24 protein-coding genes and 7 tRNA genes are annotated in these 24,378 nt (G+C 72.1%); 18 read left to right on the top strand and 13 right to left on the bottom strand.

What is annotated here, in order from left to right:
• Positions 1 to 42 precede the first annotated feature (42 nt).
• Positions 43 to 861, top strand: a complete 819-nt coding sequence (locus ACH4D5_RS35090) for a TrmH family RNA methyltransferase (RefSeq protein WP_398310954.1) — start codon at positions 43 to 45, stop codon at positions 859 to 861.
• Positions 862 to 875: 14 nt separating this feature from the next.
• On the opposite strand, the gene ACH4D5_RS35085 is transcribed toward ACH4D5_RS35090, so the two are convergent.
• Positions 876 to 2,213, bottom strand: a complete 1,338-nt coding sequence (locus tag ACH4D5_RS35085) for a protein kinase (protein WP_398311275.1) — start codon at positions 2,211 to 2,213, stop codon at positions 876 to 878.
• Between the two features lie 196 nt (positions 2,214 to 2,409).
• Here ACH4D5_RS35085 and ACH4D5_RS35080 point away from each other — a divergent pair, with 196 nt between their 5' ends.
• The 4 genes from ACH4D5_RS35080 (at position 2,410) to ACH4D5_RS35065 (ending at position 5,143) form a co-directional block, all read left to right on the top strand.
• The gene (locus ACH4D5_RS35080) at positions 2,410 to 2,676 is read left to right on the top strand and encodes a hypothetical protein (protein WP_398310951.1); all 267 of its coding nucleotides are present in this window, start codon (positions 2,410 to 2,412) and stop codon (positions 2,674 to 2,676) included.
• Between the two features lie 209 nt (positions 2,677 to 2,885).
• Positions 2,886 to 3,089 carry a hypothetical protein gene (locus ACH4D5_RS35075; protein WP_055569527.1) on the top strand — a complete coding sequence of 68 codons (204 nt, stop codon included), beginning with the start codon at positions 2,886 to 2,888 and terminating at the stop codon, positions 3,087 to 3,089.
• Between the two features lie 717 nt (positions 3,090 to 3,806).
• Complete coding sequence (locus ACH4D5_RS35070) at positions 3,807 to 4,757, top strand: phosphotransferase family protein (protein WP_398310948.1); 951 nt, start codon at positions 3,807 to 3,809, stop codon at positions 4,755 to 4,757.
• Between the two features lie 71 nt (positions 4,758 to 4,828).
• Entirely contained in the window at positions 4,829 to 5,143 is a 315-nt protein-coding gene (locus ACH4D5_RS35065) for a zf-TFIIB domain-containing protein (protein WP_398310945.1), read from the top strand.
• A 78-nt stretch (positions 5,144 to 5,221) separates the two neighbouring features.
• Here ACH4D5_RS35065 and ACH4D5_RS35060 read toward each other — a convergent pair.
• From ACH4D5_RS35060 to ACH4D5_RS35040, 5 genes are all read right to left on the bottom strand, one after another.
• A tRNA-Val gene (locus ACH4D5_RS35060) sits at positions 5,222 to 5,296 on the bottom strand.
• Between the two features lie 29 nt (positions 5,297 to 5,325).
• Positions 5,326 to 5,397: transfer RNA gene (locus tag ACH4D5_RS35055), tRNA-Val, on the bottom strand.
• Between the two features lie 37 nt (positions 5,398 to 5,434).
• Positions 5,435 to 5,506: transfer RNA gene (locus ACH4D5_RS35050), tRNA-Val, on the bottom strand.
• A 1-nt stretch (position 5,507) separates the two neighbouring features.
• Positions 5,508 to 5,581: transfer RNA gene (locus ACH4D5_RS35045), tRNA-Cys, on the bottom strand.
• A gap of 40 nt (positions 5,582 to 5,621) precedes the next feature.
• Positions 5,622 to 5,694 (bottom strand) — tRNA-Gly (locus ACH4D5_RS35040).
• Positions 5,695 to 5,881: 187 nt separating this feature from the next.
• Between ACH4D5_RS35040 and ACH4D5_RS35035 the strand changes: the two genes are divergently transcribed.
• From ACH4D5_RS35035 to ACH4D5_RS35025, 3 genes are read left to right on the top strand one after another with little or no spacing between them, the layout of a single operon-like run.
• Complete coding sequence (locus tag ACH4D5_RS35035; RefSeq protein ID WP_398311272.1) at positions 5,882 to 6,907, top strand: chorismate-binding protein; 1,026 nt, start codon at positions 5,882 to 5,884, stop codon at positions 6,905 to 6,907.
• Positions 6,904 to 7,725, top strand: a complete 822-nt coding sequence (locus ACH4D5_RS35030) for an aminotransferase class IV (RefSeq protein WP_398310942.1) — start codon at positions 6,904 to 6,906, stop codon at positions 7,723 to 7,725. The genes ACH4D5_RS35035 and ACH4D5_RS35030 overlap by 4 nt, the downstream gene beginning before the upstream one ends.
• A gap of 53 nt (positions 7,726 to 7,778) precedes the next feature.
• Positions 7,779 to 8,603 (top strand): GNAT family N-acetyltransferase, encoded by an 825-nt coding sequence (locus ACH4D5_RS35025; protein ID WP_398310939.1) that lies wholly within the window; start codon positions 7,779 to 7,781, stop codon positions 8,601 to 8,603.
• On the opposite strand, the gene ACH4D5_RS35020 is transcribed toward ACH4D5_RS35025, so the two are convergent.
• Entirely contained in the window at positions 8,600 to 9,127 is a 528-nt protein-coding gene (locus tag ACH4D5_RS35020) for a DsbA family protein (RefSeq protein ID WP_398310936.1), read from the bottom strand. The genes ACH4D5_RS35025 and ACH4D5_RS35020 overlap by 4 nt on opposite strands.
• Positions 9,128 to 9,332: 205 nt before the next feature.
• Here ACH4D5_RS35020 and ACH4D5_RS35015 point away from each other — a divergent pair, with 205 nt between their 5' ends.
• Positions 9,333 to 9,779 (top strand): hypothetical protein, encoded by a 447-nt coding sequence (locus ACH4D5_RS35015; RefSeq protein WP_398310933.1) that lies wholly within the window; start codon positions 9,333 to 9,335, stop codon positions 9,777 to 9,779.
• A gap of 22 nt (positions 9,780 to 9,801) precedes the next feature.
• On the opposite strand, the gene ACH4D5_RS35010 is transcribed toward ACH4D5_RS35015, so the two are convergent.
• Positions 9,802 to 11,373, bottom strand: coding sequence for a DUF4874 domain-containing protein (locus tag ACH4D5_RS35010; RefSeq protein WP_398310930.1), 1,572 nt, complete (start codon positions 11,371 to 11,373; stop codon positions 9,802 to 9,804).
• Positions 11,374 to 11,557: 184 nt separating this feature from the next.
• Here ACH4D5_RS35010 and ACH4D5_RS35005 point away from each other — a divergent pair, with 184 nt between their 5' ends.
• The gene (locus tag ACH4D5_RS35005) at positions 11,558 to 11,824 is read left to right on the top strand and encodes a hypothetical protein (protein ID WP_398311298.1); all 267 of its coding nucleotides are present in this window, start codon (positions 11,558 to 11,560) and stop codon (positions 11,822 to 11,824) included.
• On the opposite strand, the gene ACH4D5_RS35000 is transcribed toward ACH4D5_RS35005, so the two are convergent.
• Positions 11,821 to 12,378, bottom strand: a complete 558-nt coding sequence (locus ACH4D5_RS35000) for a CGNR zinc finger domain-containing protein (RefSeq protein WP_398310927.1) — start codon at positions 12,376 to 12,378, stop codon at positions 11,821 to 11,823. The genes ACH4D5_RS35005 and ACH4D5_RS35000 overlap by 4 nt on opposite strands.
• Positions 12,379 to 12,593: 215 nt before the next feature.
• Positions 12,594 to 13,007, bottom strand: coding sequence for an SsgA family sporulation/cell division regulator (locus tag ACH4D5_RS34995; RefSeq protein WP_003959770.1), 414 nt, complete (start codon positions 13,005 to 13,007; stop codon positions 12,594 to 12,596).
• Between the two features lie 191 nt (positions 13,008 to 13,198).
• Here ACH4D5_RS34995 and ACH4D5_RS34990 point away from each other — a divergent pair, with 191 nt between their 5' ends.
• Both ACH4D5_RS34990 and ACH4D5_RS34985 read left to right on the top strand, forming a co-directional pair.
• The gene (locus tag ACH4D5_RS34990; protein WP_398310924.1) at positions 13,199 to 13,633 is read left to right on the top strand and encodes a TIGR02611 family protein; all 435 of its coding nucleotides are present in this window, start codon (positions 13,199 to 13,201) and stop codon (positions 13,631 to 13,633) included.
• 66 nt (positions 13,634 to 13,699) lie between these two features.
• Positions 13,700 to 13,771, top strand: a tRNA-Val gene (locus ACH4D5_RS34985).
• A gap of 124 nt (positions 13,772 to 13,895) precedes the next feature.
• On the opposite strand, the gene ACH4D5_RS34980 is transcribed toward ACH4D5_RS34985, so the two are convergent.
• Complete coding sequence (locus ACH4D5_RS34980; RefSeq protein WP_398310921.1) at positions 13,896 to 16,457, bottom strand: SCO7613 C-terminal domain-containing membrane protein; 2,562 nt, start codon at positions 16,455 to 16,457, stop codon at positions 13,896 to 13,898.
• 94 nt (positions 16,458 to 16,551) lie between these two features.
• Between ACH4D5_RS34980 and ACH4D5_RS34975 the strand changes: the two genes are divergently transcribed.
• Complete coding sequence (locus ACH4D5_RS34975) at positions 16,552 to 16,998, top strand: SRPBCC family protein (RefSeq protein ID WP_398310918.1); 447 nt, start codon at positions 16,552 to 16,554, stop codon at positions 16,996 to 16,998.
• A gap of 39 nt (positions 16,999 to 17,037) precedes the next feature.
• Positions 17,038 to 17,109 (top strand) — tRNA-Val (locus ACH4D5_RS34970).
• 91 nt (positions 17,110 to 17,200) lie between these two features.
• On the opposite strand, the gene ACH4D5_RS34965 is transcribed toward ACH4D5_RS34970, so the two are convergent.
• Positions 17,201 to 17,926 (bottom strand): 3'-5' exonuclease, encoded by a 726-nt coding sequence (locus ACH4D5_RS34965; protein ID WP_398310915.1) that lies wholly within the window; start codon positions 17,924 to 17,926, stop codon positions 17,201 to 17,203.
• Positions 17,927 to 18,094: 168 nt separating this feature from the next.
• Here ACH4D5_RS34965 and ACH4D5_RS34960 point away from each other — a divergent pair, with 168 nt between their 5' ends.
• The 4 genes from ACH4D5_RS34960 (at position 18,095) to ACH4D5_RS34945 (ending at position 22,630) form a co-directional block, all read left to right on the top strand.
• Positions 18,095 to 18,661 carry a DUF4365 domain-containing protein gene (locus ACH4D5_RS34960; RefSeq protein ID WP_398310912.1) on the top strand — a complete coding sequence of 189 codons (567 nt, stop codon included), beginning with the start codon at positions 18,095 to 18,097 and terminating at the stop codon, positions 18,659 to 18,661.
• A complete protein-coding gene (locus ACH4D5_RS34955) occupies positions 18,658 to 19,887 on the top strand; it encodes a hypothetical protein (RefSeq protein WP_398311270.1) in 1,230 nt (409 codons plus the stop codon). The genes ACH4D5_RS34960 and ACH4D5_RS34955 overlap by 4 nt, the downstream gene beginning before the upstream one ends.
• A gap of 139 nt (positions 19,888 to 20,026) precedes the next feature.
• Positions 20,027 to 22,006, top strand: a complete 1,980-nt coding sequence (thrS, locus tag ACH4D5_RS34950) for a threonine--tRNA ligase (RefSeq protein ID WP_398310909.1) — start codon at positions 20,027 to 20,029, stop codon at positions 22,004 to 22,006.
• 60 nt (positions 22,007 to 22,066) lie between these two features.
• Positions 22,067 to 22,630: an HIT family protein gene (locus ACH4D5_RS34945; protein WP_398310906.1), complete on the top strand. Its 564-nt coding sequence runs from the start codon at positions 22,067 to 22,069 to the stop codon at positions 22,628 to 22,630.
• A gap of 48 nt (positions 22,631 to 22,678) precedes the next feature.
• Here the strand turns inward: ACH4D5_RS34945 and ACH4D5_RS34940 are convergent, their stop codons facing one another.
• Positions 22,679 to 24,346, bottom strand: coding sequence for a hypothetical protein (locus ACH4D5_RS34940; RefSeq protein WP_398311267.1), 1,668 nt, complete (start codon positions 24,344 to 24,346; stop codon positions 22,679 to 22,681).
• Positions 24,347 to 24,378 lie beyond the last annotated feature (32 nt).

Genomic DNA, 24,378 nt, shown 5'->3' with positions numbered 1-24,378 from the left:
GGAGCCGTTGGCACCACACCCAGGACAAGGCAGTATCACCCTGTGGCTGATCTCATCACCGTCGACGACCCCGACGACCCGCGCCTGCGCGACTACACAGGCCTGACCGACGTCGAACTGCGCCGCAAGCGCGAACCGGCCGAGGGCCTGTTCATCGCGGAGGGCGAGAAGGTCATCAGACGGGCCAAGGACGCCGGCTACGAGATGCGCTCGATGCTGCTCTCGGCCAAGTGGGTCGACGTCATGCGCGACGTCATCGACGAACTCCCCGCGCCGGTGTACGCGGTCAGCCCCGACCTCGCCGAGCGGGTCACCGGCTACCACGTGCACCGCGGCGCCCTCGCCTCCATGCAGCGCAAGCCGCTGCCCACCGCCGACGAGATCCTCGCGACCACCCGCCGCGTGGTCGTCATGGAAGCGGTCAACGATCACACGAACATCGGCGCGATCTTCCGGTCCGCGGCGGCGCTGGGCATGGACGCCGTCCTGCTCTCCCCGGACTGCGCGGACCCGCTCTACCGACGCTCCGTCAAGGTCTCGATGGGCGCCGTCTTCTCGGTCCCGTACGCCCGTCTGGAATCCTGGCCCAAGGGCCTGGAAGGCGTGCGCGAGGCGGGCTTCAACCTGCTGGCCCTCACCCCGGACGAGAAGGCCAAGTCCCTCGACGAGGCCGCCCCGCACCGCATGGACCGCGTCGCGCTGATGCTCGGCGCGGAGGGCGAGGGACTCTCCACCCAGGCGCTGGTCGCCGCCGACGAATGGGTCCGCATCCCGATGGCCCACGGCGTGGACTCGCTCAACGTGGGCGCGGCGGCGGCGGTCGCGTTCTACGCGGTGGCGACGGGCCGCCCGGAGCTCTGAGAGGCCGGGCGCCCTCAGCCGCGGACGCCGCCCTGCGGATGGTGCGCCTGCTCCTGCGACTGCGTCTGCGTCTGCGTCTGCTCCTGCGTCTGTGACTGCTGCTGGCGTACGCCGGTGTCGCCGAGGCTCCGGGCGGGCCCCTGGCACCCCTGGGCCGCCGCGATGCCGAGTGCGACCAGCAGCGTCACGACGACGAACACGGTGAGCCGCTGCCGCAGCAGCCGCGGATTGGCGGGCATGCGACGGCCCGTCCCCGTGGTGCGCGGTCCCTGGCGCCCCGTGCCGCTGCGCGGGGCGGGCCGGCCGCCGGAGCGGGTGGTGTTGCGGGGCCCGGCGGGCCGGGAGCCGGACCGCGGCGCGGCGGGGCGGGACGAGCCGGTCCGGGCCGGCCCCGACCGCGGCGGGGGAGTGGAGCCCGGGGCGGGCCGCCGCTGGGTGCGCTCGTCCAGATAACTCTCCGCGAGCCTGCCCGTCGGCCGGTCGTGGTCCTGGCGGGGCGCGGGCGGCCGCGCCTCGCCGATGCCCTGGGCCTCGCGGGCGGCGATCTCCTTCAGCCGCAGCGACAGTTGGAGCGTGCTGGGCCGCTCCTCCGGGTCCTTGGCGAGGCAGGCCCTGATGAGCGGCGCGAGCGCGTCGGGCACGCCGTGCAGCTGCGCCTCCTCGTGCACCACGCGGTAGAGCATGACCTCGGAACTGCCGTGGCCGAACGGCGAGTCCGCCATGCCCGCGTACGCGAGCGTGGCGCCGAGCGCGAAGACGTCGGTGGCGGGGGTGACGGCCGCGCCGCGCACCTGCTCGGGAGCGAGGAAGCCGGGGGAGCCCACGGCGGTACCGACATGGGTGAGCGTCGAGGCGCCGGTGGCCCACGCGATCCCGAAGTCGATGATCCGCGGCCCCTTGGGGGACAACAAAATATTGGACGGCTTGAGATCCCGATGCACGACACCGGCCTCATGCACAGCCACGAGCCCTTCGGCCAGCGCGGAACCGACCACCGCCACATCGGCCGCGGAGAGCGGCCCCTCGGCGGCGACCTTGTCGTGCAGCGAGGGCCCGGGAACGTACTGCGTGGCGAACCACGGCCGGTCCGCGTCGAGGTCGGCGGCGACGAGCCGGGCCGTGCACCCGCCCCTGATCCGCCGGGCGGCCGAGACCTCCCGCGCGAACCGCGACCTGAATTCCTGATCCTCCGCCAGGTCGGGCCGGATCACCTTCAGGGCGACGCGCTGCCCCCTCCGGTCCGACCCCAGATAGACGACCCCCATGCCGCCGGCGCCCAGGCGCCTGTGCAGCCTGAACGAGCCGACGACACGCGGGTCCTCGCGCCGGAGCCGCATCATCGCCATGTCCATCCCCGCTACCCGGTCCGTCTGACGAGCCACAGCTTACGTTTCCGCGGCCGGGCACGTGCAGAGGCCGCGCCCTCGCGGGGCGATCGATTGTCAGTGCCGGGTGGGAAACTTGAAGAGTGGTCAGGGGACGGGGGGCGGGCGGCCGTTGCCGCCGACCTGTGCCCCAACCAACCATCACTGAAGGGGGATTGATCCCGTGAAGGGTGATCGTGTGGAGATAGTCGTGGACGCCGGTGACACGACTCGGACGTACGAAGTGGTGGCGAGCAGGGCCGGTCGGCGGGTGGAGACGGCGGTCCGCAGGGGAGTGGTCGAAGTGAGCGAAGTCACCCGTAGCGGGTCCGTGGTGCGTACGGCACGTTTCATGGCGACCCGGGTCCTGGCCCTGGTGGAACAGCCCGTCCCCAGGGAGGACGCCTCCGAGGTCACGGCGCGTCCCCTCCGGGAAGACCCTGAGTCCTAGGACCTGTCGTAGGACCCTTTCTCCACCCACGGGAGTACGCGCCCCTCGACCGCTCATCCTCCGGGAGGCCCGGCAATCGGTACGAGGGCATGACGCCCGGGACGCCCCGCGCGCCTAAATTTGAGGTCAAGCGGCGGGTGTAGCACTCGTCCCCCGAGGTCAGACACTCGCCGCTGCACATCCACATCGAAGCGGTCAGGAGAGGAATCATGGCGGACACGGCACCGCGGACCATGATCCGCACGCAAGGGCGCAGGTTCTCCGCGTTCGGCGTCCGCCCGTCCGGCACGCGCCACCCCCTGGTGGCGACGGCCATGGTCCTCCCCCTGGCAGCCCTGCTCGTGGTCGTCTTCGGCGGCTGGGAGGCAGTGGTCACACAAGCGTCGTCCGTAGGCGTGATGCTGGGGCGCTGAGCGGCGCCCCGGGCCCGGAAGAGCGGTCCGGGCGGGGACATCCGGCCTTGAAACCCCGTGGGGACGGGGGTGCGGCGGACGGCAGAATGCCCGCGCAGCTGGGGAGCTGCGCGGGCATTGCCATACCCACCCCCCCGTCACCGGCCGCCTCTCCCGCCCACCCGCCACGCAGGTGCTCGCCATGCAGGCGGTGGCGCAGGGAATGTGCGCCACCGGCACACGGCCGGGCGGGTCGCCCGCATGGACTGGGATGATCGGAACCCGGCCTCCGGCTCCGGGGACCAGGTGCGCGGACTGCGTGGCAGGCCTGTCCGGCCCGGGGCTGCGCGGGTGCCACGGCTTCGGCTGGCTGCGCGGTAGCCCCGGCCTGGGATGCACGGCGGTGCCCCAGGCCCCGGCTTCGGTTGCGTGGGTGGCCCTCGAGCCCGTGTGCGTAGCGGTCTTGCCCCGACTGCATAGGCCCCCTGGGGCCCCGCTAGGGGCTCCCCCTTCTCCGGGTCCCGCTGCCTGGGCGGCGCCCGTCGAGGCGCATGTGTAGTTCTTCACCGCGCTGTCCCCGGGGGAACGGACCCGCGCAGACCCTCGCCTGCCGCGTGGGCGTGGTCTCCGGCCCCGGCCGCCTGGGTGTTGCCCCCGACCCCGCCCGCTCACACCGTGCCGTCAAGGCGCGTGGCTGGTCGTACGCTTCGGCGACAGCACTTCGACGTACGGAAGCATGTGACCACCGCGATTCTCACCGCTCTGACCGCCAAAGCCCGGACCGCCGTCCACGCCCGTTCCGGTGAGCCCTGCGTCTGCGGAGACGGGGTGCTCGCCGATCGGGCCGATGCCACCGTCGTCCGGCACGGTGACCTCGTTGCGAAGGCCCACGCTCCCGATACGGAGGCGGGAGAGCTGGCGGTACGCCTCGGGGTGGCCGCACGGCTGCCCGGGGTGCTGTTGGCGCCTCTGCGAGCCGTCGCGGACGGGCTCCACGGGCGTCTCGTGACGTTCTGGCCCCACGGCACCCCGGTCGACCGCGAGGACCCCGACGCCGCCCCCTGGGAGGCCGCCGCCACCCTCCTCGCCCGCCTGCACGCCACGCCCGCGGCCGCGCTGCCGCGCCCGCTCCCGCCGATGCGCGGCCCCGCCAAGGCGGCACGGGCCGTCGAGCGGCTCCGCGCCACGGGCCCGCACCCCGCGGCGCCCCCCGTCATGCGGGCGTGGGCGGGGTTGCCGCCCTGGGCCCGCGCCGAAGCCCCCGCACCCGGGGTTGGGTACTTGTGTCACGGGGACTTCCACCTCGGGCAGCTCGTGCGCACGGCAGAAGGGCAGTGGCTGCTCATCGACGTGGACGACCTCGGTGGCGGCGACCCCGCCTGGGACCTGGCGCGGCCCGCCGCCTGGTACGCGTGCGGCCTGCTCGCTCCGGAGGAGTGGGCGCGGTTCCTCGACGCCTATCGGAGGGCCGGGGGCCCTGCGGTCCCCGGGGACGGCTCCGACCCCTGGCCCGCCCTGGACGTCCCGGCCCGCGCCCTGACCGTGCAGACCGCCGCCCTGGCGATCGCCAAGTCGGTCACCGCCGGACGCCCCCTGGACGAGGTGGAACAGGCCCTGGTCGACGCCTGCGACCGGATGACCGGAGTGGCCGCTCGCCCGACCGAGTTGGCCCCGGACACGACGAAGTAGGGTGCAACACACCGAAGCCGGGCAGTCTTCCGGCTAAGCAGTCACCACCGGCGAGGAGTTGAGCCGTCCACATGCAGTGCCCCAAGTGCCACGCACCGATGCACACGTACAACCGCAATGGCGTCCAGATCGAGCAGTGCAACAACTGCCGCGGGATATTCCTCGACTACGGCGAGCTCGAGTCGCTGACCCGTCTGGAGGCGCAGTGGGGCGGCCAGCAGGTTCCTCCGCCGCCCGCGCCGCCCGCCGCCCCCCAGGCCTACCCCGCGGCCCCGGCTCCGGCCTGGGGCGCCCCGCACGTCGCTCACGGCGGCCACCACGGCCACGGCGACCACTACGGCCACAAGCGTCACAAGAGCTTCGGGCACATGCTCTTCTCGTCCTGAACGCACGACAGCTTGATCTGAACAGCTTGATCTGAACGACGAAGCCCCCGGTCGTGGAGACGACCGGGGGCTTCTGTGTGGTGCGCGATACTGGGATTGAACCAGTGACCTCTTCCGTGTCAGGGAAGCGCTCTCCCGCTGAGCTAATCGCGCAGGTCAACCTGCGTTTGTTGCGTACTGCGTGCGCGATACTGGGATTGAACCAGTGACCTCTTCCGTGTCAGGGAAGCGCTCTCCCGCTGAGCTAATCGCGCGGGGTTCGGTCCGAGGACCAGGATCAGAAGATCCAAGTGGACGATACTGGGATTGAACCAGTGACCTCTTCCGTGTCAGGGAAGCGCTCTCCCGCTGAGCTAATCGTCCTTGGAGGTGGAGACGGGATTTGAACCCGTGTAGACGGCTTTGCAGGCCGTTGCCTCGCCTCTCGGCCACTCCACCAGGAGTGCGGGGGTTCGGGAAGATCCCCCACTTTCCTGCGAGCGGACGACCAGGTTCGAACTGGCGACCTCAACCTTGGCAAGGTTGCGCTCTACCAACTGAGCTACGTCCGCTTGTCTTTCCCGGTCCGCTTGCGCGTCCCGGCGACGTGTTGAACTCTAGCGGATTCCTGGGCCAGTACAAAAACGCGTTTGCGCAGCGTGCTGCGCTGTCCCTGGTCCGAGGCACGCCCGGCGCGCCGGTCATAGACTCACAGCCGTGCACAACCCCCCTCTGACGTCCTCCTCCACGCTTCCTCCCATGGCCCGCTTCGGCGGTCTCGTGGCCACCGGTCTGCGCGATGTGACCAGCGACCCCGCGGCCCTGGACTCCACCGGCTTCTGGGCGGTGTCCGCGGACTTCGAGGGGGGCATGGTCTGCGCCCGCTTCGACGACGTACGCACGGAAGCCGTGCCCGCCCCAGTGCCGGGGAAGTGGCACGGCCCTGCCGCCGGCGACTGGACGTCGTCCCTGGACCGCGCCGCGTACACGGACGGCGTGCGCCGCGTACGCGCGTACATAGCCGCCGGCGAGGTCTACCAGGCCAATCTCTGCCGCGTCCTGTCCGCGCCCGTCCCCGCCGACGCCGACGTGGACGCCCTCACCTCTCTCCTCGCGCGCGGGAACCCCGCCCCGTACGCCGGAACGATCCGCCTGCCCGAACACGGCGTGGAAGTGGCCACCGCCTCCCCCGAGCTCTTCCTGCGCCGCCGGGGACGCTTCGTGGAGTCGGGCCCCATCAAGGGCACCGGCCGGACCGAGGCGGACCTCCTAGAGAAGGACTACGCCGAGAACGTCATGATCGTGGACCTCGTCCGCAACGACCTCGGACGCGTCTGCGCGACCGGCTCGGTCACCGTCCCCGACCTCTGCGTCGTCGAGAAGCACCCCGGACTCGTCCACCTCGTCTCCACCGTCGGCGGCGAGCTGCGCCCCGGCGCGGGCTGGCCGGAGCTGTTCGGCGCCGCGTTCCCGCCCGGCTCCGTCACCGGCGCCCCGAAGTCCAGCGCCCTGCGGATCATCGACGAGCTGGAGACGGCGCCCCGCGGCCCGTACTGCGGCGGCATCGGCTGGGTCGACGCCGACCGCGGCACCGGCGAGCTCGCCGTCGGCATCCGCACCTTCTGGATCGACCGGGCCGAGGGCGTCCTGCGCTTCGGCACCGGGGCGGGCATCACCTGGGGTTCGGACCCCGAGGGGGAGTGGCGGGAGACCGAGCTGAAGGCCGCGAGGCTGCTGGCGGTAGCGTCGGGGGCGTACGAAGCGAGCGGAGGGACCACAACGTGAAGATCTGGCTCAACGGCGGGCTGCAGGACCTCGACGACGCCCGCGTCTCCGTCCTCGACCACGGTCTTACGGTCGGCGACGGCATCTTCGAGACGGTGAAGTCGGTCGAGGGCCGCCCCTTCGCCCTGACCAGGCACCTCGCCCGGCTCGCGAGGTCGGCGCGCGGCCTCGGGCTGCCCGAGCCGGACCTCGACGAGGTGCGCCGCGCCTGCGCCACCGTCCTGGACGCCAACCCCCTCCCGCTCGGCCGGCTGCGGATCACCTACACCGGGGGCCTCTCGCCGCTCGGCTCGGACCGCGGCGACCAGGGCACCACCCTCGTCGTGGCCCTCGGCGAGGCCGCGCGGCGGCCCGACACCACCGCGGTGGTCACGGTGCCGTGGACCCGTAACGAACGCGGCGCGCTGACCGGCCTGAAGACCACCTCGTACGCGGAGAACGTCGTGGCCCTGGCCCGCGCGCGCGAGCAGGGCGCTTCGGAGGCACTGTTCGCGAACACCGTCGGACAGCTCTGCGAGGGCACCGGATCCAACGTCTTCGTCGTCCTCGACGGCGAGATCCACACCCCGCCGGTCGCCTCCGGGTGCCTCGCGGGCATCACGCGCGAGCTGGCCGTCGAGTGGACGGGCGCGCACGAGACCGACCTGCCCCTGGACGTCCTAGACCGCGCCGACGAGGTCTTCCTGACGTCGACGCTGCGCGACGTGCAGGCCGTGCACCGCGTCGACGCACGGCAACTCCCCGTGGCGCCGGGCCCGGTGACCACCAAGGCGATGCGGGTCTTCGACGAGCGGGCCGCGGACGACCTGGATCCGTAAGTCCCGGGAATCCCCGGTGACGGTGCGGGCCCGCGGCGGGTAGAACCTGAGGGATGACCACGACCCTGCGGCCGACCGGGCCGCTTCAGCAGAGCGCCGACGGCGGCAAGGCGCGCACGTACGACGTCTGTGTGAACAGCCGTCCCGTGGGCTCGATAGCCCTCGCCACGCACGAGGTCTTCGGCCCCCGCGTCTGCCGGGTCGGCGACCTGCGCATCGCGGAGCCGGACCGCGGCCGCGGGCGAGGCACCGTGGCGGCGCTGGCCGCCGAGGAGGTGGCGCGCGGCTGGGGCTGCACGCGCATCGAGGCCACCGTCCCCGCCGACGCCACGGCGGCCCTGCGGCTCGGCACGGCTCTCGGGTACGTCGAGCGGAACCGCGTGCTGCGCAAGCCGCTGCCCGCCGACGCGCTCGCCCTGCCCGACGGCGTCGAGTGGCGGCCGATGGCCGAGGACGAGTACGAACCGTGGCTGGCGCACGAGGAGGACGGTTACGTCCAGGACTGGACGGAGCGCGGTGTGTCCGAGGCGGAGGCGCGTGCCAAGGCGCGCGCCGACCACGCGCGCCTGCTCCCGCAGGGCCTCGCGACGCCCGACTCCTGGGTGAGCGTCCTGACCCACCACGGTGTGCGGGTGGGCACACTGTGGGTCGCCCTGGAGGGCGAGGACATCTTCGTCTACAAGGTCGAGGTGGCCGAGGCGCACCGCGGGCGAGGCCACGGCCGTTCCCTCATGCTCGTCGCGGAGACGCAGGGCCGTGCGGCCGGCCGTGACCACATCGGCCTCAATGTCTTCGCCGGCAACACCCCGGCCCTGCGCCTGTACGAGTCGATGGGCTACGAGCCGGTCTCGTACTACCTCTACAAGCCGCTGATCTAGGCGTCGTCCGCCGCGAGGAGACGGTCGGCGACCGCCTCGACGCGCTCGCGCAGGCCTTCCTGGCTCTTGCCGCCGTCCAGGCGCTCGCCGCCGATGACGTACGTCGGCGTGCCGGTGACGCCGATCGCCTTACCCTCGGCCTGGTCGGCGTCGACGATCAGGATGTGCCGTCCGTCGATCAGCGCGGTGTCGAACTCCTCGGCGTCGAGGCCGAGTTCGCGGGCGGTGTCCACCAGGTACTTCTCGCCCTCGCGGTCGAGGTTCTCGACCCCGGCGAGCACCGCCTCGACGTACGGCCACCCCTTGCCCTGCTCGAAGGCCTCCTCGGCGGCCTGGGCGGCGGCGAAGGAGTGCTTGTGCTTCTCGAGGGGGAAGTGCCTCAGGCGCAGCTCGACGCGGTCGCCGTAGCGGGCGCGCAGGGCGCGCACGTCGTCGAGGGCGGTACGGCAGTCGGGGCACTGCAGCTCGCACCAGACGTCGACGACGACGGGACGGGCCGGGTGGTCGGGAGGGGAGTCGCTCATACGCACAGTCTTCCAGCCCGGGAACGTGCCACCCAACCGGGAGGGGCGGCGCCGACCGGCACCTGCGGAGGAGGCCGGACCCCGAGATGACCCGGATATGTCCCTGAGGTCCGACCGGGACATGGCTACGCGGCGCCCGTCCGGTGCAGGATGGAAGGGACGACAGCGTCTTTTCCGACGTACGCCTGCATGCCTGGAGGACCGGATGATTGCCGAGACCGTCTGTTCCGCCGTATCCGCGGCCGGGCTCGGCATCGCCGCGGTCACGGCCTACCGCAAGCGTTTCCTCTCCGCGGCCCGGCTCGCCGCGTACTCACTGGTTCCCATCGGCCTGGTGATGACGGGCGTCGTCGGCTGGGCCGCCGACACGGCGTTCAGCCTCAAGGCCTGGATCGGCTTCGGCGTGCTCGGCGTGGCCTGGCTCATGTTCCTGGGCACGCGCGCGGTGGAGCGCCGCACGGGCGGCACCCGCAAGGAGCGCAAGGCGGCGAAGGCCGCGCGGCGGGAGGCGGTGGCGCCCGCCGCGTCGGCGCCCTCGCTCGGTGCGAGCGCCCGTCCCGCCGCGGGCCGGCCCGCGGCCAAGCCGCAGCAGGCCGCACCCGCGGAGGACTTCAGCGACATCGAGGCGATCCTGAAGAAGCACGGCATCTGACGGCAGCCGGGAGCGTGCGGCGTCAGCGGCCCAGCCGGACCTCCGCCAGCACGTTGACGCCGTCGACCCAGTCGACGGAGGCGTTCGCGCACCGCACGGCCCGTCCGCGCGCGGGGAAGGCCGGGTCGGGCAGGGCGAGTCCGATGCGGTGCGGGCCGCGCGCGCCCGCGGGCATGGGGAGCTCCGCGCGCACGGTGGAGGGCGCCGGAGCCGCGTGGTCGTCGTCGGTCTCCGCACGCCCCTGCGGCCGCCAGTCGCGCCAGTCCGCACCCGTATCGGCCGAGGCCACCGTCCGCCCCGCCGCGTCCAGCAGGACCAGCCGGGCGGGACGCGGCTCTTTGGGCGGCGCGAAGCCGCGGTTGACGACGTCGACCTCCACGGGGAGCCGCCCGCGCCGCCGGGCCGCCCCGAGGTCGTAGCGCGCCTCCCGCACCTCCAGCCGGTAGCCCAGGTGGTCGCGGAGGTACTCGAACTGGCTGCGGTCAACGGCACGCCCCCTGCGGTCCTCGAAGTAGCCGTCCGACATCGGAAGCCGAGCCTCCATGACCTGCTTCCCGGTGAGCCGCGCCGCCTTCCACCCCGGGATGGTGACCGTGGCGTTGTGCACGAGCGAGAGGGTGTCGAAGCGGAGCGTCTGCAGCCGCTGCGCCGCGGCGAGCCCCGGGATGACGGTGCTCCATGCGTAGGGATCGGAGCTCTGCCCCTTGTCCCACGGCATCTCGCCGTCCAGCATCCGCGTCCGCGAGACGTCGAGGTAGGTGGGCCAGCCGGGGTTGTCGGGCACGTAGTAGTCCCAGAGGCCCTCGCCCAGCGTCACGTAGTCGTTGTGGAAGCCGACGCGGTCGAGGATCGCCCTGTTGGTGATCATGTCGCGCTTCTCCGCGTACCGGACCTGGGTGTGCAGTCCCGGCGGCAGCGCCTCGACGAGCGTCGTCATGATGGCGGTGACGGCGTCGGGGTACGTCTCGTGCCGGTAATGGCTGCCGTGCCACTCGCCCCAGGTGCCGAGGAAACCCGCCTGCCAGACCGCGACGACGTCGCTGTTGCGCGCGACCAGCGGTGCCAGCTGCCCGATGTGCCGCTGGACGTCCCGCACGGTGTAGCGCCGGTTCTCCCGCACCCCGTCGTCGTACACGAAGCGCAGGACCGCCGCGTACCCCTTGGCGCGCAGCCCCTGGAAGACGCTCTCGATGTTGTCGAGCGCGCTCCGCGGGATCGTCGAGGTCGCGAAGTCCCAGAGGTAGAAGTAGAGCTGGGTGAGGTTCGCGCCGGGCCCGTACTCGCGTTCCAGGAGGTCGAGGGTCTTCGCGGCGTCGGGGGAGTGGTCCTGCTCGTTCGGCCAGGGGCTCGTCAGGTCGCGGGCGTTGTACGACATCTCGTAGCGGAAGCCGCGACGCGGGTTCGGCAGCGGGGCGCGGCCTTCCGGGTCGTCGGGGCGGATGCCGCGGTGCGGGACGCGGTGCCAGGGGACGGTGCGGCCGATGTGGCCGGTGGTGGCCGACGCGGCGCCGAGCGGCGCCGCCGTGACTCCCGCTGTGCCGAGTGCCGCCGTGCCGAGCGCGGTCGTCAACAGCCGTCGGCGTTCCATGGACATGAGCGGCTCCCTCGTTCGAGTGCGGACGGTGCCGCCGAGTCTCGCTAGGGGAGGCGCCCGTGAGCCATGGACGGAACGCGCTGGGCACTGGACTTTCGCCTGTTCACGGGATCCGGCTGACTGCCGCCGCGACTGGGCGTGTTGGTAGGCGACGACCCGGCCGCTGCGTCATCATCACCGCGAGATGCTGGACACCACCACAGAGGGCGATGCCGCCCCGCCGGACGACGGCGGACAGCCGGACGACGGCAGACGAGCGGCACCGGCCCATGAGCGACGACCTGCCGCCACCGAGCGGCGCGCCACCGACGGCGAAGCGGAGCGGCCCACCGGCGACGAGGAGCGGCAGGGCTGTCTCTTCGCCCTCTCGCAGCCACCCTTGATGATCTTTCTGGCGGTGATCAGCACCCTGATCCTGGTGGCCTCGCTGCACGACCTGCTGCTGCTCTAGCCCGCGGCCTCCTTGCGGCGGGCGCGGTACGCGGCGACGTGCAGCCGGTTGCCGCAGGTGCGGCTGTCGCAGTAGCGGCGCGAGCGGTTGCGGGAGAGGTCGACGAAGGCGTGCCGGCAGTCCGGGGCCTCGCAGCGCCGCAGGCGTTCCTGCTCCCCGGCGACGAGGAAGAAGGACAGTGCCATTCCGCAGTCGGCCGCCAGGTGGTCCGCGACGGAGGCGCCGGGCGCGAAGTAGTGGATGTGCCAGTCGTAGCCGTCGTGGTCGGTGAGCCGGGGCGTGGTGCCCGCCGACGCGATCAGTTCGTTGAGGATCACGGACGCAACCTGCGGTTCGGGGTTGGCGAAGACCTCCCCGAAGCGGGCGCGGATGCGGTGGACGTCGGCGAGGTCGCCTTCGGAGAGCGTGCCGACATCGCTGACGTCGTGGCTTCGTACGAATTCACCGAGCGCCGCCAGATTCGCGAGCCCGTCTGTGCCGTTCGTCTCCGGTGCGGTGTTCACCAGATCGACCACGGCGTCGAGAGAACACCGGGTGTCGTGGGTGATCAGCACGATTCGCTCCCTGGCCTGGGGGTCGGGCCGATGCCCGCCGATGCTGGCCGATGCTAGCGGCTTCGTCACCGGACGCACCGGCGCCGTCGCCGCGGGAGGTCCGCGGCGACGGCGCCGGTGTCTGCGTCTGTTCGCCTTGTGTCGTCGTGCCGTGACTGCTTGCGCCGTCGCCCCGAGTCGGACGGCGTGGTGGTTCTCGACGCGCCCTTGTGGCGCTAGCTCTCGGCCAGGATGTGAGAGAGCTCCGTGTCGAGATCGAAGTGGCGGTGTTCCGTGCCGGGTGGCACGGCTGCGTCCGTTCGCTTCAGGAAGGACTCCAGGGCCCGCGCCGGGGCCTCGAGCAGAGCCTCGCCCTCCGGGGAACTCAGGGCGATGCAGACGACGCCCTGACCGTGGCTCCGGGACGGCCAGACTCGGACGTCGCCGGTACCGGTGGGCCGGTGCAGGCCCTCGGCGAGGAGGTCGCGGGCGAACACCCACTCGACGGTTTCCTCGGCTCCGGTGTGGAAGGTGGCGTGCACGGCATAGGGATCGGCCGTGTCATACCGCAGTCCTGCGGGTACAGGCAGTGAGGACTCGCTCGACACAACGAGGCGCAGGTGCAGCTCGCAGCTGACCGTGGTGTTCATAAGCGCCAGGGCCTTTCGCTCAGTGTGCGCTCGGGGATTCGCACGTCGGCGAAATCGACATGCCACCTACGGTGCCGTTGTAAACCCCTCTGAGGGCTTTGCGTGTCTTTAGGTGCCTCGTATGGCGGGTTGTCCCGTCTCTTCGTGCGCCCATTCCGGTGACGGGTTTCCGTCCGGTAAGGTTTGGCCGCATGAATACGGGGAGTAACGAGCCGGCGGGGGTCACGGATCCCGTCGCCGGAGACAGGTCCGACCAGCCGCTCGGCTCGCGGGCGCCGGGGTTCGTCCAGGCCCGCAGGGCCCTGCACCTGAGCTGGCAGGTCGGCGTCTTCATCGTCGGTCTCGCGGTCGTCGTCGCGGGCATCATCATGCTGCCCCTGCCGGGGCCGGGCTGGCTGGTGATCTTCGGCGGCATGGCGATCTGGGCCACCGAGTTCGTCTGGGCCCAGCTGGTGCTGCGCTGGACGAAGCGCAAGGTCACCGAGGCCGCACAGCGCGCACTCGACCCGAAGGTCCGCCGCAGGAACATCATCCTGACGACGATCGGTCTCGTGATCGTCGCGGTGCTCGTCGGTGTCTACGTGTGGAAGTTCGGCATCACCATGCCGTGGGAGATCAAGGAGTGACCCCCGGGTGACTCCGGGGCGGTCCGGAGCACCCGCTGACATGCGGTAATGTTCTCCGTGCGCCCGGGGCGATTAGCTCAGTGGGAGAGCGCTTCGTTCACACCGAAGAGGTCACTGGTTCGAACCCAGTATCGCCCACCCCGGATTACGGCCCGGAGGCTTTTGAGCCTCCGGGCCGTTCTCGTATTCCCGTGTTTTTCAACAGAATTGACGGGTCGACATATGGGCTCATTGACTCCGCATGTCGTGGCGGCGACCGGAATCAGCGCATTCGGTCCAGCGCATTCCGCAACCGCCGCGCGTCCCGCAGCCGTTGTTCGTACGTCGCGCCGACGACGAGCAGCAGCAGACCCGCGAGCGCGGGCGGCAGCCAGCGGGGCAGGATCCCCACGGCCTGCACGATGTACGGGGCCAGTTCGTGCAGCGTGTCCAGGGCGAGGACCGTGCCGCCCAGGACCAGCGGGGAGCGCAGCCGGTGGTGGGCGCCCAGCAGCGTCAGGGCGAGCGCCGTGGTGCCGAGGAGCAGCGGACGCTGCCAGTACGGATCGGCCCAGGCGGCGGCGAGGCTCGGCAGCAGCGTCGTCGCGAGGCCGGGGCCGTACGCCGTCCAGGAAGAGGTCTCGGGGTCGCGGCGGCGCCGCAGCAGGCCGAGGAGCAGCGCGGGGATCGTCACCGGCAGGGTGTACGCCTCCGGGGCCGACACCTCCCACGAGGCGAGGCGGACCCAGCTCGCCAGTACGAACAGCGCCCCGGCCGCGTACCCGACGGGCCTGCGGTCGGGACGCAGCGCGGTGCCGGACGCGATGAGTCCGCCGAGCGCGAGGGCGAGCGCCAGCGTGGGCGCGGTCCCCGAGGCGAGCAGGACGGCGACGGCTCCGGAACCGGCCGCCGTGATCTCGACGGGCGGTGTCAGGGGATGCCGGCCGAGACGCGCCGCCGCGAGTGCGGCAAGGGCCGGGACCGTGAGGGTGAGCAGCCCGATGTGTTCCGGACGCAGCCCCCACGCGGCGCCTACGGCGCAGACCAGCGCGGTGGCATGGGCGAGGACGGCACACCCGGCGAGCACGGCCGTGCCCGGCGCGGACGCCCCGCTCCGCGCCATGCGCACGCAGACGGCGAGATGGAGCGCCGTGAGCACGCCCAGCGTGGTGAGGGTGGCCGTACTCGTGGCCAACGCGAGGAACGCGACGCTCACCGAGGACACGAGCGCCAGGACGGAGGCGATCAGGGCGGGGGTGATGGGTGTGGTGAGTGCGGTGGGGGTGGCGGAGGTAGGTGCCGCGACAGGTGTGGTGGGCGTGCCGGAAGCGGTGAAGGTGGCGGAGGTGGCCGCAGCGGTGGGCGTAGCCGACGCAGAGGACGTAGCCGACGCAGTGGACGTAACCGACGTGGCAGTCGTGAGCGGTTCTGCGGACGTGCCCCAGGTCGCGGCGGCGAGCAGCGCGGCGGTCACCACAACCTGCGCCGAGACCCCCACCCCGTACGGAAGCCGAAGCGCGGCCGGCAGAGCGATCGCCGCCGCCCAGGCGAGCACCGGCGCACCGTACCGGGCCGCACGCCGGGCCGTCCCGCCCAGCGGGCCGCTCGCCGCGACCAGCACCGCGGCGACGGTCGCGAGCACGAGCGGGGCCAGAAGCGGGTGGGGGAGCGGCAGTTCGAGCAGCAGGGCGTCCCGGGCGTCCGAGGGCGCGCCCGACCAGACCCGGGTCGCCCAGCCGAACGGCCCGAGCAGCGCGATCCCGGCGACCGGCAAGGCCCACAGCACCGCGCAGCCCTGCACCACGCCCGACGCCGCGACGATTCCGCGCCGCAGGGGCCGGGGCAGCGCGGGGCGTGCGGTCCCCAACAGCGCGACGCCGCAGGCCAGATAGGCCGGCACCGTCCACGCGGCGGGCAGCACGGTACGCAGCACGCCGCCGAAGGCGGCCACCACGAGCAGACCGGCGAAGGCCGCCGCGCCGGTCGTCACCTCCCGGCTCTTCGCCCACCACGCGGCTGCCAGCGCGATCAGGGCGGCGAACAGCAGCAGCACGCCCGCGCGTGCCGCCTCCGCCGGGTCCGTGGCATGCACGGACAGCCAGCCGGCACCTGCCGCACCCCACAGACCCAGCACGCAGGCACCGGCCGCGGCGACGACCCGTACCGAACGGACGCCCGCCCACAGCGCGAGCGCGGTGTCGAAGGCCGCCGTCACGAGCAGCGCGGCCGTCATCGCGTGCTCACCGGCGTGCACGGCGCCCGCCCACAGCACCAGGGGCAGTTGCGCCGTCGCGACCGCCGTCGGCAGCGGCGAGCGCAACCCGCCGAGCAGCAGCCCGTACCCCGCCCACAGCGTGGCGAGGACCACGGAGGTCCCCGCCGCGTAACCGAGGGCACCCGTGTCGGAGAGGGACAGATGGCGCAGCGCGTACGCGTCCAGGACGGTCAGCGCGAGCCCGAGGCCCGCCACCGCCTCCGCCGTCGAACGCAGCGAACGGCGCAGCAGGAGCGCGGGAGCGGCGAGCGCCGCCAGCGTCACCGCGCCGAGGACCGCGCTGCGGCCGCCGATGCCCAAGTGACCCCAGCTCACCACCGTGAAGGCGATCGCCGCGACGGTCAGGAGCACCCCGCCCAGCGTGAGCAGGACGTTCTGCGCGCTCGGCGGCGCGGCTCCGGGGGCGGGCGGTCCTGCCGGGCGAGGGGGCGGCCAGGCCGGGCCCGCCGCGCGCAGGGCGCCGAGCAGCCCGGCTCTGCGCTGCAGCAACAGCGTCCTGCGCGCCTCAAGTTGGCGCAGCTCCCAGTCGAGGAGGCGGAGCTCCTCGGCAGGGGGCGGAATGTTCGTCATGCCTCGGAGTGTGGTCCGCGCCACCTCGTGCGGCATGGGTGTGGATACTCAGGGACGTACTCAGATCGGGCCCTCGACCAGGCAGACTCGGTCCATGGACTGGTGCCACTACCGATTCCGCAGCGTCTGGGACATCCCCGGCGCACCCGCCGACGCCTTCGCCGAGCTGCAGCGTGCCGAGGACTATCCGCTGTGGTGGCCGCAGGTGCGCGAGGTGAAACCCATCGACGACCGCAGCGGCGTCATCCGCTTCCGGTCCTTCCTCCCGTACGACCTCGTCGTCACCGCGGAGGAGCGGCGCCGCGACCCCGCGGCCGGAGTCCTGGAGATCGGCATGACCGGGGACCTGGACGGCTGGGCGCGCTGGACCCTCACGGCCACACCCGCGGGAACGCGGGCCCGCTACGACCAGGAGGTCGACGTGCGCAGCCCCCTGATGCGGCGCTTCGCCGTCCCCGGACGCCCGCTGTTCCTGCTCAACCACGCCGTGATGATGCGTGCGGGGCGGCGCGGCCTCGCGGCCCGGCTGGCAGCGGTTTGAAGGAAGGGCGCCCGGACCTGTATTGTTCAGTGCGTTCCCGGGCGATTAGCTCAGTGGGAGAGCGCTTCGTTCACACCGAAGAGGTCACTGGTTCGAACCCAGTATCGCCCACCCGGAGAATGCCGGTCCGTCAGCAGACGGACCGGTTTTTTTCTTGCCCGGCGCCAAGGGCCCGCCGGTCTCCCGCCCGTAGTGGCGCGCGTCAGGCGGCCGCCCTGAGTTCGGGACGCAGCGGCCACGCCGGGTCCACGGCCTCCGGTGTGCCGCTCTTCGCGAACCACGCCTGCAGACCGCGCGCCTGCGCCGCGTGCCAGACGGCCTGCAACGTGTGCAGCTCGGCCGGCGACAGCCGCTCAAGGCGCGCCGCGAAACGGCGCCCCACCGCGCGTACGACATCCATCGCGGCCTGCGCGTCCGCCGCCGCGTCATGGGCCTCGGCCAGCTCCACCTCGTAGTGCGCGCACAGGTCGGTGAGCGTGCGGCGGCCCTTGCGGTACCGGTCGAGCTGCTTGTCCAGTACCCGGGGGTCGATCACGCACAGCGACGAACCCTCCATGTAGCGGCTCAGTGACGAGGCTCGGTGCCTGCGCAACTCCCGGTCCAGGATGGTCAGATCGAACGGCGCGTTCATCACCACGATCGGCCGGCCCGCCGCGCCCTGCTCGGCCAGATCCCGTGCGATCTCCTCCATCACCGGCGCCGGCCAGCGGCCGGTGCGCTGCAGGTGTTCCTCCGTCAGTCCGTGCACCGCGGTGGCGGACTCGGGCACGGGTACGCCCGGATTCACCAGCCAGCGGGTGATGCGCGGTCGGGTTCCCGCGCCCTGCTGGACGACGACGGCGGCCGACACGATCCGGTCGGTCTCGACGTCGACGCCCGTGGTCTCCGTGTCGAATGCGGCCAAGGGGCCTTCGTACCAGCACGTCATGGTGACGCAACTCCTCGTCCTCTCCCGGCAGATGACGTTCGGTCCCCTGCCCACGACGGTGATACCCGGGCCGTTTGCGCTGTACGCGGCCCGGAGACAACAGAGGTACGGGGCTTTGGAATTGACCGCCCGAGCGGACAACTACCGGGTTCGGAAGGCTTGTTGACCATGGCGCTCGCGCAGCCCGAACAGGGTGGGCTGCTGCCCGAGCGGATCGCACCGCCGCGCGGCACACTCGCCACCACCGCCTGTATGGAGACGCTCCAGGTGGGCTATCTGCACGCCGTCGCGGCGGCCGCGGGTTGCTCGCTCTCCCAGCCGTTCCCGGACAACGGCATCGACTGGCACGTCAGCCACAGCGCGCCCGGCCACACGGTCGACGACGAGGTGACCATCAAGGTCCAGCTGAAGTGCACGTACCAGCTGCCGCCGCAGCAGGCCGGTGCCGCCTTCTCCTTCACGCTCGACAACGCACACCTGGAGAAGCTCGCCCGCACCCCGGTCTCGGTCCACAAGATCCTCGTCGTGATGCTCGTGCCCCGCTCGCAGGACGACTGGCTGCGCGCCGGTCACGACCGGCTCGACCTGCGGCACTGCTGCTACTGGACCAACCTCGCCGGGCACCCCGTGACCGGCCGGCGCAGGACCACCGTGCGCGTCCCGACCTCGCGGATCTTCGACGACCGGGCCCTCTGCGAGATCATGACGCGCGTCGGGACGGGAGGACGACCCTGATGCACCGCCCCTTCGACCACGACGAGCCCCTGCCTCCCGGCCGCCCGCACCCCGCCCCGGCCGCGGCCCGGTGGGCGCAGCCGCCCGAACCCTCCTCGGTCGACCCCGCCGTCCTCGCCGCACTCCTCGCCCGGCACGGCTGGCAGCGGCGCGGCGGAGCCCCCGGCCGCTATGCCCGGTGGACCCCGCCGGGCCCCGGCGGCGCCGGCACCAGCCTCCTCGTGCCGGAGAGCCGCGCCTTCCCCGACTGCGAGGACCTGATCGGCGAAGCGCTCGACGCGCTGGCCCGCAGCGGCTCGCCCGCCGCCCGCGACGTCCTCGTCGGACTCGCCGTGCCCAGCGACGAGATCCACTGGTGGCGCGACGAACCGGTGGGGCCCGCAGGCACCGCGACCTGGCCGGCGGAGGAACAGCTGCGCTCCGCCGCGCGGCGGATGCTGCTCGCCGGGGCGCTCGCCGCCCGTGCCCGCGCCGGGTACCACGGCGCGCGCCACCGCGGGCCCGCCGCCGCGTCCCTGGAGAACGTCCTGGTGGGCCCGGCGACGGGCGGGCGCAGGCTCACCGCCTTCGTCCCCGTCATGACCGGGCGGCCCCTCGCGGTCCGGCTGCACCAGGCCCTGTACGCGGCCCGGGAAGCCGTCGACTACCAGCGCGCGACCGGCGGCATGGACGCCTTCGACGGGGCGGTCGAGGCGGGCGTCAGCCACGAGCTGACCGAGGCGCTCGTCGCGCTCGTGCGCGGCACGGAAGGGGCGCGCGTGGCGGTGGAGTGGGCGCCGGGCGCCGGGGTGCCCGAGGGCTGCACGGCAGGTGCCGGGCCCGTCGAGTTCTCGCCCGGTGACCTGGCGGCGCTGCGCGCGGCGGGCGCCCGGTACCTGCGTGCCGAGCCGTCGGTCCCGGTGCGGATCACCGGGACCGTGGTGCGGATGCGGCGGGCGGCGCCGAGCGGGGACGGCACGGTGCGGATCCGGGTGATCGCGGGGGCCGAGGTCCCGCACGTGCGGATGACCCTGGACGAGGAGGCGTACCGCATCGCGGGCCACGCGCACCTGGTCGGGCTGCCGATCCGGGTGCACGGGCGGCTCGAGAGCCGGGGCGGCTTCCGCAGGCTCACCGGGGCGACCGGGGTGGTGCCCGTGCAGGTGGACGACGCGGAGCGGGACCGGCTCATGAAGTCGCTCCAGGAGAACCTCGACTTCTTCGAGGAGGCGTGCGGCACGGACTGAGGCGTGCGGCACGGACTCAAGGGGCGCCGGGAGAAGAGGTGCGGAGAGATCCGTTTCGCGGCCGGGGCCCGTGGCTCGGTACGATCCCTCTTGCGCGCGCAGTGGAAAGCGCCGCATCCCCTTCAGCTAGGAGAGACCGGTGTCAGACGTCCGTGTGATCATCCAACGCGATTCCGAGCGGGAAGAGCGCGTGGTGACGACGGGCACTACGGCCGCCGAGCTCTTCCCCGGCGAGCGCACCGTCGTCGCCGCACGCGTGGCGGGCGAGCTGAAGGACCTGGCGTACGCCGTGGCCGACGGCGACGAGATCGAGCCCGTCGAGATCTCCTCCGAGGACGGCCTGAACATCCTGCGCCACTCGACCGCGCACGTCATGGCGCAGGCCGTGCAGGAGCTCTTCCCCGACGCCAAGCTGGGCATCGGCCCGCCCATCCGGGACGGCTTCTACTACGACTTCGACGTCAAGGAGCCCTTCACCCCCGAGGACCTCAAGCGCATCGAGAAGAAGATGCAGGAGATCCAGAAGCGCGGGCAGAAGTTCTCGCGGCGCGTCACCACCGACGACGACGCCCGCGTCGAGCTCGCCGACGAGCCGTACAAGCTGGAGCTCATCGGCCTCAAGGGCAACGCCGCGCAGGCCGCCGACGGCGCCGACGCCGAGGTGGGCGCCGGCGAGCTGACCATCTACGACAACCTCGACGCGAAGACCGGCGAGCTGTGCTGGAAGGACCTCTGCCGAGGCCCGCACCTGCCCACCACCCGCGTCATCCCCGCCTTCAAGCTGATGCGCTCCGCCGCCGCCTACTGGCGGGGCAGCGAGAAAAACCCGCAGCTCCAGCGCATCTACGGCACCGCGTGGCCGTCGAAGGACGAGCTGAAGGCGCACCTGGAGTTCCTCGCCGAGGCCGAGAAGCGCGACCACCGCAAGCTCGGCTCCGAGCTGGACCTCTTCTCCTTCCCCGAGGAGCTCGGCCCGGGCCTCGCGGTCTTCCACCCCAAGGGCGGCGTGATCCGCAAGGTCATGGAGGACTACTCGCGGCGCCGCCACGAGGTCTCCGGCTACGAGTTCGTGAACACCCCGCACATCTCGAAGGAGAAGCTCTTCGAGATCTCGGGTCACCTGCCGCACTACGCGGAGGGCATGTTCCCGCCCATCGAGTTCGACGAGCAGAACTACCGCCTCAAGGCGATGAACTGCCCGATGCACAACCTCATCTTCAAGTCGCGCGGCCGCTCCTACCGCGAACTGCCGCTGCGGCTCTTCGAGTTCGGCACCGTGTACCGCTACGAGAAGTCGGGCGTCGTGCACGGCCTGACCCGCTCGCGCGGCTTCACCCAGGACGACTCGCACATCTACTGCACCAAGGAGCAGATGCCGCAGGAGCTCGACACGCTCCTGACCTTCGTGCTCGACCTGCTGCGCGACTACGGCCTGACCGAGTTCGAGCTGGAGCTGTCCACCCGCGACGACTCCGACAAGTTCATCGGCACGGACGAGGACTGGGCGGAGGCCACCGAGGCGCTGCGGCTCGCCGCCGAGAAGCAGAACCTGCCGCTGGTGCCGGACCCGGGCGGCGCCGCGTACTACGGCCCGAAGATCTCGGTGCAGGCCAAGGACGCCATCGGCCGGTCCTGGCAGATGTCGACCATCCAGGTCGACTTCAACCAGCCCAAGCGGTTCAACCTGGAGTACACGGCCGCGGACGGCTCGCGCCAGCAGCCCGTCATGATCCACCGCGCCCTGTTCGGCTCGATCGAGCGGTTCTTCGGCGTGCTCCTCGAGCACTACGCCGGCGCGTTCCCGGCCTGGCTGGCCCCTGTCCAGGCGGTCGGCATCCCGATCGGTGACGCGCACGTCGCCTACCTCCAGGAGTTCGCCGAGAAGGCGCGCGCCCAGGGGCTGCGGGTCGAGGTCGACGCGTCGTCCGACCGCATGCAGAAGAAGATCCGCAACCAGCAGAAGGCCAAGGTGCCCTTCATGGTCATCGCGGGCGACGAGGACATGAACAACGGTTCCGTGTCCTTCCGCTACCGCGACGGCTCGCAGGAGAACGGCATCCCCGTCGACGAGGCCATCGCGAAGATCGCGAAGGCGGTCGAGGACCGCGTCCAGGTCTGACGTCACGGTGACACTGCGGTGAGCTCGGGCCCCGGGGACCTGTCCCCGGGGCCAAGTCATATGCTTCACCTCATGACGAGTGAGCCGGAGCAGCAGATCGGAGTCGGGTCGCAGGACGCCTTCCAGCGCCTGTGGACGCCCCACCGGATGGCGTACATCCAGGGCGAGAACAAGCCCACGGGCCCGGGGGCCGACGACGGCTGTCCCTTCTGCTCCATCCCGGCCAAGTCCGACGAGGACGGTCTCGTCATCGCGCGCGGCGAGCAGGTGTACGCGGTCCTCAACCTCTACCCGTACAACGGCGGCCACCTGATGGTCGTGCCCTACCGCCACGTCGCCGACTACACGGACCTGACGGGCCCGGAGACGGCCGAGCTCGGCGAGCTCACCAAGCAGGCGATGAAGGCGCTGCGCACCGCGTCCGGCGCGCACGGCTTCAACATCGGCATGAACCAGGGAGCCGTGGCGGGCGCGGGGATCGCCGCGCACCTGCACCAGCACGTCGTCCCGCGCTGGGGCGGCGACACCAACTTCATGCCGGTGGTGGGGCACACCAAGGTGCTGCCGCAGCTGCTCGCCGACACCCGCAAGATGCTCGCGGACGCCTGGCCCGCGGCTCTCTAGTCCGCGGGCCCTGCCCCCTTCGTACGCTCCGTCGGGGCCGTACGATCCCTACGCGTCGTACACGTCCGCCTTCCTCGGCATCGGGTCCTGGATCGCCCCGCTGAGGAAGCCGGAGCGGGCGCCGAACTTCTCCGTGTTCACGCCGTTCTCCTCGAGGACCCTGATCGCCGCCGAGTGCACCACGCGGAGCACGGGCGTGGCGGCGCGCAGCGCGTCGTCGGCCATGAAGCGGTGCCGCCAGGGCTTGTCCGCCCAGGCGTGCCGCAGGCCGAAGGGCTCGGGCAGGACCAGCTTGCCGCCGAGGTAGTCCAGGAGCGGCGGGTACCAGGTGAAGGGGGCGCGGACCGCGAGGCGCACGACCTCGTCGGCGTCGATCAGCGGCAGGTTGCGCGTGGTGGTCTCCCAGAACTTGATCGCCTTGGAGACCGTCTTCGTCTTCGGTGAGGGCTTCGTGGTGAACAGCGAGTGCACCGGGCCGAGGGCGTGGCCCGTGACCTCGATGCGGAGCGTCTCGTGCAGCACGGTCACCGTGATCAGCATGGTGATGACCAACTGGCCGTCCCAGAGCGTGAACTGCACGCCCAGGTAGTGGCGGTTGCCGCTGCCGAACTGCTGTTCGTTGCAGATGCGCTGTATCTCGTGGCCGCGGATCTGGAAGGCCTCGACGTCCGTGCCGGTGGGGCGGGACACCGCCTTGGCGTTCTCCCCGATGGGGGAGACGATCCAGTGCTTTATGTCCGGGGTGGGGAAGCCGCCTGTGTGCAGGGGGCCGCGCTCCAGCATGCGCAGCTGGTCGTGCACCGCCCGTATGACGTCCCAGCTGCGGAAGGGGTGGATCTCCTTGGCCGGGTCGGCCGGCACCAGCTCCTCGGCCAGCTGCCAGCTGCCCCAGCGCGTGCCCATGCCCAATATGCCCTTGGGCCCTGCGTAGAACACGGAGTTGCTCTGCTGCTCCGCGGAGAGCCTCGCCAAGCCCTGGCGGAGCCGCTCGGCGGCCGTCTCGCCGGGGCTGCCGGGCACCGCCTCGGGGATCTTCGCGCCGATGCCGCCGCCCGCGAGCAGGCTCGACCAGCGGTCGCGCAGGTCGCGTGCGGTGCGCTCGGCGATCTGCTTGGCCCAGAACCAGCCCACCACGGGGAGCACGATCGCCGCGCGCAGATACCAGGCCCAGAAGCCGTCGAACGGCAGCTTCAGGAGGGCGAGGACGGCGAGCACCCCCACGGCCACCAGGACGGCCGTCGCGAGCGCGCCCGCGCGCTTGTCCTCGCTCTTGGCGACCTGCCTGCGGATCGTGAAGACGACGAGCCAGACGAGCAGCCCCGGCAGGAAAAGCACCCCGCACAGGACCATCACGGCGGTCAGCCAGCTGTCGCGCTCCTTGCGGATACGGTTCGCCGCGAGGCAGTGCTCGACGACCGCCTGCGGCTCCGTCCCGAAGGACTGGATGAGGGGATTGCGGCCGCCGCCCAGCATCCGCACCTGCACGGCCCGCGCGAACGCCTCGCCGAGGTTCGGCTTGCAGAGGGAGGAGAGGCCGGGCTTCACCTCGGACTTGTGCCACTCGCTGTTGGCCGCCAGGATGCCCTCGACATCGCCGTCGCGGTACGCCGCCGAGGCCAGGGCATGGGTAGCCGCCGTCTGTCCCGCGGCGCCCGAGAGAGGAACCTGGGCCCCGGGCCTGAAGTCGAATACATCGTCCGCCACTGCCGCCCCCATCGCCGCGACGCCTTCGCTGCTGCGGCTCTTCC

The sequence above is a fragment of the Streptomyces sp. NPDC018029 genome, assembly GCF_044327655.1.
Lineage (GTDB): Bacteria > Actinomycetota > Actinomycetes > Streptomycetales > Streptomycetaceae > Streptomyces.
Note: the sequence above shows the minus strand (reverse complement) of the source record. Positions and strands in the feature narration are given on the sequence as shown.